Source organism: Streptomyces cellostaticus, from assembly GCF_023630175.1.
Taxonomy (GTDB): Bacteria; Actinomycetota; Actinomycetes; order Streptomycetales; family Streptomycetaceae; genus Streptomyces; species Streptomyces cellostaticus_A.
In genome coordinates this window covers 1-13,862 of the sequence record NZ_JALLIN010000037.1, presented here as the reverse complement: position 1 = coordinate 13,862, position 13,862 = coordinate 1, and the positions used below count along the sequence as shown (strand labels likewise).

At 72.5% G+C, this 13,862-nt stretch carries 10 protein-coding genes; 7 read left to right on the top strand and 3 right to left on the bottom strand.

Annotated elements, in window-relative coordinates; translation table 11 throughout:
* Nucleotides 1–84 precede the first annotated feature (84 nt).
* Genes MXD57_RS22560 through MXD57_RS22550 form a run of 3 tightly spaced genes read right to left on the bottom strand, consistent with a single transcriptional unit; the run spans nucleotide 85 to nucleotide 3,292 of the window.
* Complete coding sequence (locus MXD57_RS22560) at nucleotides 85–1,107, bottom strand: TolB-like translocation protein (RefSeq protein WP_250403576.1); 1,023 nt, start codon at nucleotides 1,105–1,107, stop codon at nucleotides 85–87.
* Between the two features lie 23 nt (nucleotides 1,108–1,130).
* Entirely contained in the window at nucleotides 1,131–2,402 is a 1,272-nt protein-coding gene (locus tag MXD57_RS22555; RefSeq protein ID WP_250403575.1) for an MFS transporter, read from the bottom strand.
* 26 nt (nucleotides 2,403–2,428) lie between these two features.
* Nucleotides 2,429–3,292 carry a glycosyltransferase gene (locus tag MXD57_RS22550; protein ID WP_250403574.1) on the bottom strand — a complete coding sequence of 288 codons (864 nt, stop codon included), beginning with the start codon at nucleotides 3,290–3,292 and terminating at the stop codon, nucleotides 2,429–2,431.
* Nucleotides 3,293–3,634: 342 nt separating this feature from the next.
* Between MXD57_RS22550 and MXD57_RS22545 the strand changes: the two genes are divergently transcribed.
* The 7 genes from MXD57_RS22545 (at nucleotide 3,635) to MXD57_RS22515 (ending at nucleotide 13,802) form a co-directional block, all read left to right on the top strand.
* Complete coding sequence (locus MXD57_RS22545; protein ID WP_250403573.1) at nucleotides 3,635–5,077, top strand: sugar transferase; 1,443 nt, start codon at nucleotides 3,635–3,637, stop codon at nucleotides 5,075–5,077.
* A 23-nt stretch (nucleotides 5,078–5,100) separates the two neighbouring features.
* On the top strand, nucleotides 5,101–6,156 hold the full coding sequence (locus tag MXD57_RS22540; protein ID WP_250403572.1) for a Gfo/Idh/MocA family protein: 1,056 nt from the start codon (nucleotides 5,101–5,103) through the stop codon (nucleotides 6,154–6,156).
* A 29-nt stretch (nucleotides 6,157–6,185) separates the two neighbouring features.
* Entirely contained in the window at nucleotides 6,186–7,169 is a 984-nt protein-coding gene (locus MXD57_RS22535) for an NAD-dependent epimerase/dehydratase family protein (protein WP_250403571.1), read from the top strand.
* Nucleotides 7,166–8,305, top strand: coding sequence for a DegT/DnrJ/EryC1/StrS family aminotransferase (locus MXD57_RS22530; protein WP_250403570.1), 1,140 nt, complete (start codon nucleotides 7,166–7,168; stop codon nucleotides 8,303–8,305). The genes MXD57_RS22535 and MXD57_RS22530 overlap by 4 nt, the downstream gene beginning before the upstream one ends.
* Entirely contained in the window at nucleotides 8,302–9,012 is a 711-nt protein-coding gene (locus tag MXD57_RS22525) for an acetyltransferase (protein WP_250403569.1), read from the top strand. Before MXD57_RS22530 ends, MXD57_RS22525 begins: the two co-directional genes overlap by 4 nt.
* Complete coding sequence (locus MXD57_RS22520) at nucleotides 9,009–10,127, top strand: DegT/DnrJ/EryC1/StrS family aminotransferase (protein WP_250403568.1); 1,119 nt, start codon at nucleotides 9,009–9,011, stop codon at nucleotides 10,125–10,127. The genes MXD57_RS22525 and MXD57_RS22520 overlap by 4 nt, the downstream gene beginning before the upstream one ends.
* Nucleotides 10,128–10,196: 69 nt before the next feature.
* On the top strand, nucleotides 10,197–13,802 hold the full coding sequence (locus MXD57_RS22515; RefSeq protein ID WP_250403567.1) for a DUF4082 domain-containing protein: 3,606 nt from the start codon (nucleotides 10,197–10,199) through the stop codon (nucleotides 13,800–13,802).
* Nucleotides 13,803–13,862 lie beyond the last annotated feature (60 nt).

Sequence of the window (13,862 nt, the reverse complement as noted above, 5' to 3'; positions counted from 1 at the left end):
GTGGACGGGCCCACGCTTCGGTGCGCCCGGGGGCGAACCGGGCCGGGGCCGCCCCCCGGCACCCGGCGCGGCGCACGCCTGCCGCTACAGCGGCGCCGGTGAGGAGGCCCCCGCGATCAGCAGGTGGGGAGTTCCCGAGCCGTCGGCGGGCACGGTCCACAGGTCGCTGCCGCCCACCTCGCCCTCGGCGGGCAGGGCGTAGGCGAGGGTGCGGTCGTCCAGCCAGGTGGCCTGGTCGTCGACGCTGTGCCGCTCGGCCAGTGGCGTCCGGCGCAGGGTGCGCAGGTCGAGGACGTACTCGTGCCACAGCGTGGCGCCGGACAGGACCCGCTTCTTGAAGGCGACCCGGGTGCCGTCGGGGGAGAGCGAGGGGCACTCCACGTTCTCGGCCAGGGCGGTGACCGAGCGCCGGGAGAGCGAGCCGCGCACCAGGTACGTCTTGCCGGCGGTGTTGAGGGTGGCGTAGAAGGTGTCGTCGTCGGCGGCGAAGGTGACGCCCCAGAAGTTGATGTCCGAGGCGTGGTACGGCTTGCCGTCCTTGACCACCGAGAACTTCTCCAGGCTGGGGATCAGCCGCATGGTGCGGGTGTCCAGGACGGAGGTCCGGGTGGAGAAGAAGGCGGAGGAGTAGGACTCGCCGGACACGAAGACGGTCCAGGCGGCGAACCGGCCGCTGGGTGAGACCCGGGCCCGGCTCGGTGTGCCCGCGAGCGGGAACTCGCGCCGGGTGCGGAGGTCCGCGTCCACGAGCAGGGCGCGGTTGCTCTGCTTGAGCACGCCCGGGTCGGACTGGAGGCAGACGCCGGTGCCGGCCGCCGCGTAGAAGCGCGCGCACTTCAGGTCCGAGGCGATCCGACGGCCACCGGGGTCGGCCGACGGCACCGAGGCGACCGCGGCGCGGTGGGGTCCGGCGGCCGCGTTGACGAAGGTCAGGCGGTTCTTCTGGGCGAGCGTCAGCCGCCCTACGCCGACGGCGGGGCCGCCGGCCCGCGGCCGGTCGGCGTGGTCGGCGCGGGCGGCGGCGTGCAGGACCACACCGGTGCCCAGGCCCCCGAGCAGCAGGACCGCCACGGCGAGTACGAGCAGACGGCGGTGGAGCGTTGTCATCCGGATCCTTGGGGCTGAGATGGTCATCGGGTCCCGCCGGCCGGCCGCAGCACCAGGCCCGCGACGGCCGCGCACACCAGCAGGCCGACCGCCGATCCGGCCAGGGCCGGGCCGTCCCCCCACACCGTCCAGGCGGCGCCGAAGGCCAGCGAGCAGCAGAACCTTGCCAGTGCCTGACTGGTGCCGACGATGGCGAGGCCGCTGGCGCGCAGTTCCTCGGGCACGACGCCGGCCAGGGCGGCCGGGAGCACGCCGTCGGTGGCCGCGTAGAACGTGCCGTGCAGGGCCAGCACGGCGGGGGCCAGGACCGGCGTGGCCGGCGCCCACAGCAGCAGGGCGTAGGCGATGAGCAGGCCCAGGTGCCCGGCGAGGAAGACGGTGCGCCGCCCGATCCGGTCGGCCAGCGCTCCGGCGGGCACGGCGAGCAGCAGGAACACCGCGGCGGTGCCCAGGGGCAGCAGCGTGAACCACTGCTCGGCGATGCCCGCGCGGCGTTGCAGGAGCAGATAGACGAAGGCGTCGCTGACGGTGGTCAGGCCGAGCAGCGCGGCGCAGCCGGCGAGCGCCCGCAGGCGCGGCAGGCGCAGCAGGGCCAGTGCCTCCCGCACCCGCACCGGCGGCCTGCCGTCCGTCCCGCCCGGTGCGTCCGCCGGCGCCGCCCGCCGCCCGCCGGGTACGAACAGCACCAGCACGAGCACGCCGAGCACGGCGACGCACGCGCTCACCCCGAACACGGCGTCGTAGCCGTCGGCCGCCGCGCGCAGGATCAGGAAGGCCGCGAGCGGGCCGAGCATCGCGCCGGTGGTGTCCATCGCCCGGTGCACGCCGAAGGCACGGCCCTGGTTCGCGGCCGGGGTGGACAGGGAGATCATCGCGTCGCGCGGGGCGGTGCGCAGGCCCTTGCCGGTGCGTTCCAGGGCGAGGACCGTGCCCAGGGTGCCGAGGCTGCCGGCGAGCAGCAGCAGCGGCTTGCAGAGCGCGGACAGGCCGTAGCCGAGCCCCGCCATCAGCTTGTGGTTGCGCACCCGGTCGGCGAGGTGGCCGCCGGTGAGCTGGACCAGGGCGCTGACGCCGTTGTAGACGCCGTCGAGGGCGCCGAACCCCAGCGGGCTGAAGCCGAGTCGGCTCACCAGGTAGAGCGGCAGGACGGCGGTGACCATCTCCGAGGAGACGTCGGTGATGAGGCTGACCGTGCCGAGCACGAGCACGACCGGGGCGACCGCGCGGCCGGGGCCGCGTCCTCGGCCCCGCGCGGTGTCCGCTCCGGCGGGTGCGGAGCGGTCGGTGAGGTACATGATCGGGGACTCCCGGTGCGGTGCGATCAGTTCTGCCGGCTGCTCTCGTCCCGCAGCCAGGTGCCGAAGTCCCCCGCGCCGATGGCCTTTCGGGCCCGCCACCGGGCGACCACCGCCGTGGCGACGAAGACCACGGCACCCGCGAGGAGTCCGGGTTCCTCGCGGACCACGGCCATCAGGTCCGCCCTGCTGGTGCGTGCCGACGCCTCCTGCGGGTCCTGCTGCCGTTCGACCTGGTGCCGTTCGACCTGGGCGGTGGACACCGCGGCCCGGATCCGTCGCCTGAGCAGGTCCGGCCAGGTGCGCGGCGGGTGGACCACCACCCGGGCCGCACCGACCACGAGTCGCTCCTCGGGGGCGAAGGCCAGGGAGGCGGCCAGGTCGTCCGCCATCAGCGGCGGCAGCGCCGCGATCCGGGTGTACCCGGCCTTGGAGACCGCGATGACGCCCCGGCCGAACAGCCCCTCGCGCACGGCCGGGAGCCGCTGCCACACGCGGTAGTAGGCCCGCACCGGCCAGGCGCAGCCGGCGAGTGGGAGCTGCCGCTCGGGGGCGGTGGCGAGGACGCCGGAGGCGTCCTCGCCGAGCGGCCCGGTCAGCGCCCGTACGTCGGCGCCCGTGATCACGACGTCGGCGTCCACGTAGACCCTCGGGAAGCCGCGCGCGTGGTCGTCGCCGGCCCGCAGGGCCGCGTGCTTGGAGGGGACGGGAATCTCCACCACCCTTACGCGCGGGCCGCGTTGGGCCGCGATCCGCGCGGTGTCGTCCGTGCAGCCGTTGCACACGACCACGATGTCGGTCTCGTCCCCGCAGGAGTCCGCCAGCAGCGAATCGAGGAGCCGGCCGAGGACGCGCGCCTCGTTGTGGGCCGGGATCACGATGCTCGTCACCCGGGCAGTATGCCGTCGGTTTCCTCATGGCGCTGTGTGTTTCGTCCAACTGTTCCCGCGACTGCGTCCAGTGGTCTAGATTGAGGTCCGCCGGGCCGGTTTGGGAGGGACATCCGCACCTGACGCTCAGTCAAGTCGCGGAGTCGTGAACCGGGTACGGCACAGGCAACAGCCAACATGCAGGGTGTGCAAGACGGTTGGGGAACCGCTGACCGCACCCTGGTTTTCCGGCGCCGTTGTGTTGAGGAGACGCACCGGCGCTGTTCCGGCCCTGGCCGCGGACTTGCGACCGTACGTCCGCATCGCTCGGTCAGGGGTAGCCGCGCATGTGGTGGGGGGCGCATGGCCATTGAGGTCACGCATGAGCAGGTGGTTCTGGAGCACAGGAGTCCAGAAGCGCGTCGAAGACCTTGGGAACGGAAGTACCGCACGATCCTGTTCGTCGCGGACGGCCTGGCGGCCGTGGCCGCGGCCTTAGTGATCCACGGGGCCTACGGCCGCTGGACGGTGGCCCTGGTGCTGCCACCGATGTGGATCGTGGCGATGGCGGCCCATCGCTCCTACGACCGGGGCGCCCTGGGCCTGGGAACCGAGGAGTACCTGCGGGTGCTGCGCGGGGCCGTCGCCCTGCCGGCGCTGGCCGCGTGCGCCTACTGGCTGTTCGCGCGCGACCTGAGACTGCTGCACGACATGATCGCGGCCGCGGTGCCGGCGGCCGCGATCGCCCTGGCGGTCCGGTACGCGCTCCGCCGCCGGCTGTACCGGCGCTGGGCACGGGGCCGGGACCGCAGCACGGCGCTCCTGGTCGGGCCGTCGCACGGGATCGTCGAACTGGTCGCCGTGCTGCGCAGGTCCGGCGGCGCACAGGAGTTGCAGGTCGCCGGCGTCTGCCTGAGCGACCCGGAGAACGCGGTCGCGGTCCGCGAGCTGGGGCTCCCCGTCCTCGGCGGGACCGGCGACCTGCACGACGTCGTCCGGGCCATGGGCATCGGCACCGTCGTGGCGCTGCCGGCGCCCGAGTTCGACGCCTCCGTCCTGCGCCGGATGTCCTGGGCGGCGGCCGTGCAGGGCGTCGACTTCCTGCTGGCACCCGTGCTGACGGACGTGTCCGCCTCCCGGCTGGTGGTGAGGCCCACCAACGGGGTCCCGCTGATGCGGATACAGGCACCGAACCTGTCCCGGGCCTCCCGGCTGCCCAAGGAACTGCTGGACCGGACGCTCGCCGCGGCGCTGCTGACGGTACTCGTGCTGCCCATGCTGGTGATCGCGCTCGTCGTCCGGCTGGACAGCACCGGTCCCGCGCTGTTCCGGCAGCGCCGCGTGGGCCGTTACGGAAACCACTTCACCATGCTGAAGTTCCGCACGATGCGGGAGGACTCCGAAGCCCTGCGGGCGGAACTGGAGCACCTCAACCAGAACAGCGACGGCCTGCTGTTCAAGGTGAAGGAGGACCCGCGGATCACCCGGGTCGGCTCGCTGCTGCGCCGGACCTCGCTCGACGAGGTCCCGCAGCTCATCAACGTGGTGCGGGGTCACATGTCGCTCGTCGGGCCCCGCCCCTCGCTGCCCGAGGAGGTCGAGGCGTACACGCCGGACATCAAGCGCCGGCTCCTCGTGAAGCCCGGCCTCACCGGGCTGTGGCAGGTGAGCGGCCGCTCCGACCTGCCCTGGGACGAGGCGGTCCGGCTCGACCTCGGATACGTGGACAACTGGTCGATGGGCCTCGACCTGACCATCCTGCTGCGCACCGGGTCCGCCGTGGTGCGCGGAGCGGGGGCCTACTGATGGACCGAAGGAAGAGGAACACAGTGACGCAGACCACGGATCCGCTGGGGGTCGCGGTCGTCGGGGCCGGCTACTGGGGTCCCAACCTCGTACGCAACTTCCAGGCCAGCGAGCGGTTCCGGCTGCGCTGGCTGTGCGACCTCGACGTGGACCGGGCCCAGCGGGTCCTCGGCGGCTACTCGACGGTGCAGGCCACCTCGGACTACGCGGCCGTCCTGGCCGACCCCGCCGTCGCCGCCGTCGCCGTGGCCACCCCCGCCGGGACCCACCTCGACATCGCCCTGGCCGCCCTGCGCGCCGGCAAGCACGTCCTGGTGGAGAAGCCGCTCGCGGCGACCTACGCCGACGGGATGCGCCTGGTCGCCGAGGCGGAGGAACGCGGGCTCACCCTCATGTGCGACCACACCTACTGCTACACACCGGCCGTGGGCCGCATCCGCGACATGGTCCGCTCGGGCGAACTCGGCGAGATCCACTTCGTCGACTCGGTGCGGATCAACCTGGGCCTCGTCCAGAAGGACATCGACGTCCTGTGGGACCTGGCCCCCCACGACCTGTCGATCCTGGACTTCATCCTCCCCGACAACGTGGAACCGGTCGCGGTCGCCGCCCACGGAGCCGACCCGATCGGCGCGGGACAGGCCTGCGTGGCCTATCTGACGCTGCAGCTCGACACGGGCGCCATCGCCCACGTGCACGTCAACTGGCTCTCCCCGACCAAGGTGCGCACCACCATGGTGGGCGGCTCCAAGCGCACCCTGATCTGGGACGACCTCAACCCGGTGCAGCGCGTCGCGGTCTACGACCGCGGCGTGGACCTGGCCGCGCCGCAGGAGATCGGCGCCGACCAGCGCCGGGAGATGCTGGTCTCCTACCGCTCGGGGGACATGGTCGCCCCCGCGATCGGCGAGAAGGAAGCGCTGCGCAGCATGGTCGACGAGTTCGCCGACGCGATCGGCGAGCGGCGCCCCGCGCTGACCGACGGACGGGCGGGCCTGCGGGTGCTGGACATTCTCGAAGCGGCCTCCCGGAGCCTGGAGTTCCGCGGCGCGGTCGTCGGCCTGCGCGCCGGACATTGACAGTTCCACCAAGGGAGAGGGCACTTCAGTTGAACAGCGTACGGGGCAAGAAGATCCTGGTCACGGGAGGCGCGGGGACCATCGGGTCCCATCTCGTCGACCTCCTGGCCGAGGGCGGTGCCCGTGAGGTCGTCGTGCTGGACAACTTCGTCCGCGGGCGGATGGCCAATCTGGCCCGGGCCCGGCGCAGCGGCGTCGTCGAGGTGATCGAGGGCGACATCCGCGACACCGCCGCCGTGCGGAAGGCCACGGACGGCGCCGACCTGGTCTTCCACCTCGCAGCGATCCGCATCACGCAGTGCGCGGAGGAGCCCCGGCTCGCCAACGAGGTCATGGTCGACGGCACCTTCAACGTCCTGGAGGCGGCGGTCGAGGCCGGGGTCGGCAAGGTGATCGCCTCGTCCTCCGCGTCCGTCTACGGCATGGCCGAGGACTTCCCGACGACGGAACGCCACCACCCCTACAACAACGACACCTTCTACGGCGCGGCCAAGGCCTTCAACGAGGGCATGCTGCGCAGCTTCCACGCCATGTACGGCCTGGACTACGTGGCGCTGCGGTACTTCAACGTCTACGGCCCCCGGATGGACATCCACGGCCTCTACACCGAGGTGCTCATCCGCTGGATGGAGCGCATCGAGTCGGGCGAACCGCCGCTGATCCTCGGCGACGGCAGCCAGACCATGGACTTCGTCGACGTCAGGGACATCGCGAGGGCCAACGTGCTGGCCGCCGAATCGGACCTGACCGACGAGGTGTTCAACGTCGCCAGCGGCACGGAGACCTCGCTGAAGGAACTCGCCCAGGGCCTGCTGGAGTCGATGGGAGCGCCGGGCCTGGAGCCCGAGCACGGGCCCGCACGCGCGGTGAACGGGGTGGTCCGGCGGCTCGCGGACACCACGAGCGCCGCCGAACGGCTGGGTTTCACCGCCCGGATCGACCTGCGCACCGGCCTCAGGGACCTGGTCGACTGGTGGCGTGCGGAGCGTGCCGCGGGGGAGGGCGCCCGGTGAGCACCGACCGCATCCCGGTGATGATCCCCTGGCTCGGCGAGGAGGAGGCCCGGGCCGCCTCCGAGGCGGTCCTGTCCGGATGGGTCGCCCAGGGCCCGCGGGTCGCCGCATTCGAGCGGGCCTTCGCGGAGCGGGTGGGCGCCGAGCACGCCGTCGCGGTCAGCTCGTGCACCACCGCCCTGCACCTGTCCCTCGTGGCGCTCGGCCTCGGGCCCGGCGACGAGGTCGTGGTGCCCTCGCTGTCGTTCATCGCCACCGCCAACGCGGTGCGCTACGTGGGTGCCGAGCCCGTCTTCGCCGATGTCGAGGCCGCCACCGGCAATCTGACCACGGCCACCGTGGACGCCGTCCGCACCCCGCGGACCAGGGCCGTCCTCGCCGTCCACCAGGGCGGCGCGCCGGCCGACGTGCACGCCCTGCGGGCCGCCTGCGCCGACTGGGACCTGCCGCTGGTGGAGGACGCGGCCTGTGCCATCGGCTCGACCGTCTCGGGCAAGCCCGTGGGGCACGGCGCGCTGGTCGCCGCCTGGTCCTTCCACCCGCGCAAGGTCGTCACCACCGGCGAGGGGGGCATGGTCACCACCGACGACGGCGCATGGGCCGAGCGGCTGCGCCGGCTGCGCGAGCACGGGATGAACGCCTCGGCGGCCCAGCGCCACGCGAGCACCAAGCCGGTCCTGGAGAGCTACCTCGAGGTCGGCTACAACTACCGGATGACGGACATCCAGGCCGCGGTCGGCCTGGTCCAGCTCGACAAGCTCGACGCGATGATCGCCCGCCGCCGTGAACTGGCCGCCCGCTACGAGCGGTTGCTGCGCGACGTCCACGGTCTCACCCCGGTCCGCGACCCCGCGCACGGGCAGAGCAACTTCCAGTCCTACTGGGTGCTCCTGGACGAGGCCTTCCCCGTCGGCCGGGACGACCTGCTGGCCGCGCTCGCCGGCGCCGGAGTCTCCGCCCGGCGCGGGATCATGGCGGCCCACCTCGAACCCGCCTACGCCGACCACCCCCGTGCGCCGCTTCCGGTCACCGAGCGGATCACCCGGGACTCGCTGATCCTGCCGCTGTTCCACACCATGACCGAGGCCCAGCAGGACCGTGTCGTGACGGCGCTGCGCGAACAGGCCGGAAGATGAACGGGCTCCTGATCGTCGGCGCCGGCGGCTTCGCCCGCGAGACCGCGCAGGCCGTGCGGGACGCGGGCGGCACCGAGCTGCTCGGGCACCTCGACGACAACACGGCCCTGCACGGCACCGAGGTGGACGGAGTCCCCGTCCTCGGCGGCTGCGACCTGGTCCACGACCTGCCCGAGGCCGGCGTGGTGGTCTGCGTGGGCAACCCAGGGGACTACGCGGCCCGCGCACGGCTGGTCGGCAGGCTCGGCCTGCCCGCGGAGCGCTACGCCACCGTGGTCCACCCGACGGCCTCGGTGTCGAGGTCGTCCCGGGTCGGCCCCGGATCGGTCCTGCTCGCGCACTGCGCGCTGACCGCGGCGGTGCGGGTGGGCGCGCATGTCGCGGTGATGCCGCAGGCCGTCCTCACCCACGACGACGTGGTCGAGGACTGCGCCACCATCGCCTCGGGCGTCCGCCTGGGCGGGGGAGCCCGGGTGGAGCGGGGCGCCTATCTGGGCGCGGGCGCCCTGGTCAGAGAAGGCACGACGGTCGGCGCCTGGTCGCTGATCGGGATGGGGAGCGCCGTGCTCGGCGACGTGCCGCCGGGCGAGGTCTGGGTGGGGAGCCCGGCCCGGCGGCTGCGCGCGGCGGACGCGCCCGCGCTCGACCGACTCGCCGCGCGCGAGGGCGGCTTCGCGACGCACACACTGGGGGGACCAGTCACATGAACCAGATTCCGCTCGTGGACCTCAAGGCGGCCCACGAAGAGGTCGCCGACGAGGTACGGGCCGGCTTCGAACGCGTCCTGGCGGGCACCGCGTTCATCGGCGGCGAGGAGGTCCGCCTGTTCGAGCGGGAGTACGCCGCCTTCGGCGGTGTCGCGCACTGCGCGGGCGTCGCCAACGGCACGGACGCCGTCGAACTCGCCCTGCGGGCGAGCGGGGTGGGGCCCGGCGACGAGGTCGTGGTGCCCGCCAACACCTTCATCGCCACCGCGGGCGCGGTGGCCCGCACCGGCGCCCGGCCGGTCCTCGCCGACTGCCTGCCCGACAGCCACCTGCTCGACCCGCAGGCCGCTGTGGACGCGGTGGGCCCGGCCACCCGCGCGGTCGTGCCCGTCCACCTCTACGGCCAGATGGCCGACGTGACGGCGCTGACCGGCCGGCTGCCCGGACATGTGACCGTGGTCGAGGACGCCGCACAGTGCCAGGGCGCCACCCGGGACGGCCGGTCGCCGGGCAGCGGCGGCATCGCGGCCACCAGTTTCTACCCGGGCAAGAACCTCGGTGCCTACGGGGACGCGGGCGCGGTCCTCACCGACGACGAGGAACGGGCCGGACTGGTGCGGGCCATCGCCAACCACGGCGGTGTCGCCAAGTACCGCCACGACGTACCCGGTTTCAACAGCCGGCTGGACGGGCTGCAGGCCGTCGTGCTGCGGGCGAAGCTGAAGCGCCTCGCGGCCGGCAACGCCGCCCGCCGCGCGGCCGCGGCCCGCTACGACGAACTGCTCGCCGGCCTCGTGGCGGCCGGACGCGTCGTGCTCCCGGTGACGGCATCCGGCAACGTCCACGTCTGGCACCTCTACGTCCTCCAGGTCGACGGGGCCGACCGCGACGGCATCGTCGGCAAGCTCAACGCGGAGGGCATCGGCGCCGGGGTGCACTACCCGGCACCGGTCCACCTGACCCCGGCCTACCGTCATCTCGGCCACTCCCGGGGCGACTTCCCGAACGCCGAGAGGGCGGCGGAGCGGATCCTGTCGCTCCCGCTCCACCCGCACATCACCCCCGACCAGCAGCAGCGCGTCGTGGACGCTCTCGCCCACGCCCTGCGCGGCTGACCGGTCACTGCTTCACGGCTCCACCCCGACCGCACGGGTCGGTCCTGCACAGCACCGTGAGAGGTACACATGAACAAATGGAGCAGACGGATCCGGGGCGGCCGCCTCGCCGTCGTAGCAGCGTTGATCTGGGCGGTGCTCCCGCAGGCGGGGACCGCCCTGGCAGCCTCCGATCCGTGCGGAACGGGTTCCAACCCCGTCGTCTGCGAGAACTCCAAGCCGGGCAGCCCGAAGTCCGACTGGTTCTCGCCCAACGCCTACGGTGACATCAAGGGCTTCTCCACCAAGGAGAGCGTCCAGGCCGGTGACACCGTGCAGTTCAAGGTGCAGTCGAAGGTCCCGTACCAGATCGAGATCTACCGCCTGGGCTGGTACGGCGGCGACGGCGCGCGCGAGATGTCCACCGCGGCCCAGGCCGCCGTCACCTATCCGGCCAACTACTCGACGAACCCGGCCGGTTGCACCAAGAAGAGCAGTACCGGACTGGTGGACTGCGGCAACTGGCCGGTGACCGCCACCTGGACGGTGCCCAGCGACGCCGTCTCCGGCCTGTACATCGCGAACCTGACCCAGACGGACGGTGACGGCCTGATGCCGTACCCGTTCGTGGTCCGCAAGGACTCCAGCACCTCCGACATCGTCGTGCAGACCAGCGACCAGACCTGGCAGGCCTACAACGACTACGGCGGCCAGGACCTCTACGGCGGCGCCGGACCCGCTCCCGACGGCCGCGCCTACGAGGTCAGCTACAACCGTCCGCTGGACATCGGCGGCGACAACGGCATCTACGGCTCCGAGTACATGATGCTGTCCTGGCTGGAACGCAACGGCTACGACGTCAGCTACCTGTCCGGCGTCGACGTGTCGGCCAACGGTGCCACCCTGCTGAAGAAGCACCAGGTGTACCTGTCCTCCGGCCACGACGAGTACTGGACGCAGAGCCAGTACTCCAACGTCCTCGCGGCCCGCAAGGCCGGTGTCCGGCAGGGCTTCTTCAGCGGCAACGAGGTCTTCTGGAAGACCCGGCTCACCCCGAGCATCGACGGCGCCAGCACGGCCAACCGCACCCTGGTCTGCTACAAGATGACCAAGATGGCGCAGAACAACGGCGTCGCCGACCCGAGTGGCACCTGGACCGGGACCTGGATGGACCCCACCAGCACCCAGTACGGGCAGGACTACCAGCCGCCGAACATCCTCACCGGGACCATGTTCACGGTGAACGGCTACCGCAGCGACGCCATCACCGTCCCCGGCTCGTACGGCAGGAACCGGATCTGGCGCAACACCTCCGTCGCCGGCCTGTCGTCGGGCCAGACCGCGGTCTTCCCGACGGGGACGCTCGGCTACGAGTGGGACAGCGACCTCGACAACAGCACCCGGCCCGCCGGGGCGATCGACGTGTCGTCCACGACGGTCGACATCAACGACGGCAAGCTGCGCATGGACTGGGGCAACGTCTACGGCAACGGGACGGCGACGCACAACCTGGTCGAGTTCCGCGACCAGGACTCCGGCGCCCTGGTGTTCGGGACGGCGACCGTGCAGTGGTCCTGGGGGCTGACCAACATCCCGACGTACAACCCCGACGACACCGTGGTCACCGAGGACGCCCGCATGCAGCAGGCGACCGTGAACATCCTCGCCGACATGGGCGTCCAGCCGCTGACCCGGCAGAGCAACCTCGTCGCCGCGGCGGCCACCACCGACGCCACCGGCCCGGCGGTCACCGTGACGGCCCCGGCCTCGGGAGTGACCGTCCCGGCCCTGAAACCGGTCACCATCACCGGCACCGCCTCCGACTCCGGTGGCGGCGTGGTGGCCCGGGTGGAGGTGTCCACGGACGGCGGCACGACCTGGAAGGCGGCCACCGGCCTGGCGTCCTGGACGTACACCTGGACCCCGACCACCCCCGGCGCCGCGTCCGTCAAGGTCCGCGCGGTGGACGACAGCGTCAACATCGGCGCCGTCAACACCCTCCCGCTCACCGTCGGCCCGCAGGCCTGCCCCTGCACCGTCTGGCCCGCCTCGGCCGTCCCCGGAACCGTCAACGGCGGTGACGGCAGCTCCGTGGAGCTGGGCGTCAAGTTCCGTACCACCGCCGCCGGTTCGATCACCGGTGTCCGCTTCTACAAGTCGCCCGTCAACACCGGCACCCACACCGGAAGCCTGTGGAGCGCCTCCGGCACCCGCCTGGCCACCGGCACCTTCACCGGCGAGACGGCCTCCGGCTGGCAGCAGCTCAACTTCTCCACCCCGGTGCCCGTCAAGGCCGACACGACCTACGTCGCCTCGTACTTCGCCCCCAACGGCGGATACTCCTACGACGGCGGCTACTTCTCCGGCGGCGCGGCGGGCCTCGCCCCGCTCACCGCCCTGAAGTCCGGTACCGACGGCGGCAACGGCGTCTACCACTACGGCTCGACCAGCGCCTTCCCGTCCTCGCAGTCCTCGGGCAGCAACTACTGGGTCGACGTGGTGCTCGACACCTCCACGGCCAGCACCACGCCGCCCACCGTCACCTCGACCTCCCCGACGTCCGGAGCGGCCGGTGTGTCGATCACGGCGCCGGTGTCGGCCGTCTTCAGCTCGGCCGTCGACGCCGACAGCCTGACCTTCACCGTGAAGGACCCGGACGGCGACGCCGTGCCGGGGTCCTGGACCCTCCCCGCGTCCAACAAGGCGACCTTCACCCCGTCGACGGAACTGGCCCTGCACACCACGTACACCGCCTCCGTCCAGGCCTCGGACCTGTGGGGCAACACCATGGCGGACCCGGTGACCTGGCCCTTCACCACCAGCACCACCCCGCCGGCGGTCACCTGTCCCTGCACGCTGTGGAGTTCCTCGGCCGTGCCCGCCACCACGGACATGACGGGCGACACCAACTCGGTCGAGCTGGGCACCCGTTTCACGTCCTCGACGAGCGGCTGGGTCACCGGTGTCACCTTCTACAAGGGCACGGGCAACACCGGCACGCACACCGGCAGCCTGTGGTCCGACGCCGGCACGCTGCTCGCCACCGGCACCTTCAACGGCGAGACGGCCTCCGGCTGGCAGCGGATGACCTTCAGCACCCCCGTGGCCATCAGCGCCGACACCCCGTACGTCGTCTCCTACCACGCACCCAACGGCCACTACGCGGTCGACGGCGGCTACTTCACCGCGGCCCACCAGTCCTATCCGCTGACCGGCACCGCCGACACCGCCACGCACCACAACGGGCTCTACCGCTACGGCGCGGACCCGGCCTTCCCCAACGGCTCCTACGGATCCGCGAACTACTGGGTGGGCCCGGTCTTCACCGCCGACGACCCCAGCGCGTCCCTGGCGGCGCCCGGCGCCTCCGAGGACAACGCGTCCACGCTGACGCGCACCGCCGACGCGAGCAGCCCGCTCGTCGCCACCCTGCCCGCCAGGACCGCGGTGTCGTCCGTCAAGGCGACCGTGACCGTCCTGTCCGGGCCCCGGGCGGCCGCGGCCAGGAAGCTCCACGTCACGGCCGTCACCTCCTACGACCGGGCGCGTCACAGGATGTCCGTGCACCTGTCCGCCCCGCTGCCGGACGGCACCCGGTTCAAGGTCACGGTCACGGCCCGGGACAAGCACCGCCACGCGGTGAAGTCCCGTAGCTGGACCCTGACCGCCCGGACCGTCCACAAGAAGAAGAACTGACCCGTCACAGCGCACCGGTGGTGGCCCCCCGCCCCCCCCGGGGCCCCCCCCCCGGCGTGG

Excerpts from the sequence above, each read along its gene's own strand:
- MXD57_RS22515 (WP_250403567.1), top strand. The coding sequence starts at position 10,197 with ATGAACAAATGGAGCAGACGGATCCGGGGCGGCCGCCTCGCCGTCGTA.
- MXD57_RS22520 (WP_250403568.1), top strand. The coding sequence starts at position 9,009 with ATGAACCAGATTCCGCTCGTGGACCTCAAGGCGGCCCACGAAGAGGTC.
- MXD57_RS22525 (WP_250403569.1), top strand. The coding sequence starts at position 8,302 with ATGAACGGGCTCCTGATCGTCGGCGCCGGCGGCTTCGCCCGCGAGACC.
- MXD57_RS22560 (WP_250403576.1), bottom strand. The coding sequence starts at position 1,107 with ATGACAACGCTCCACCGCCGTCTGCTCGTACTCGCCGTGGCGGTCCTG.
- MXD57_RS22555 (WP_250403575.1), bottom strand. The coding sequence starts at position 2,402 with ATGTACCTCACCGACCGCTCCGCACCCGCCGGAGCGGACACCGCGCGG.
- MXD57_RS22545 (WP_250403573.1), top strand. The coding sequence starts at position 3,635 with ATGGCCATTGAGGTCACGCATGAGCAGGTGGTTCTGGAGCACAGGAGT.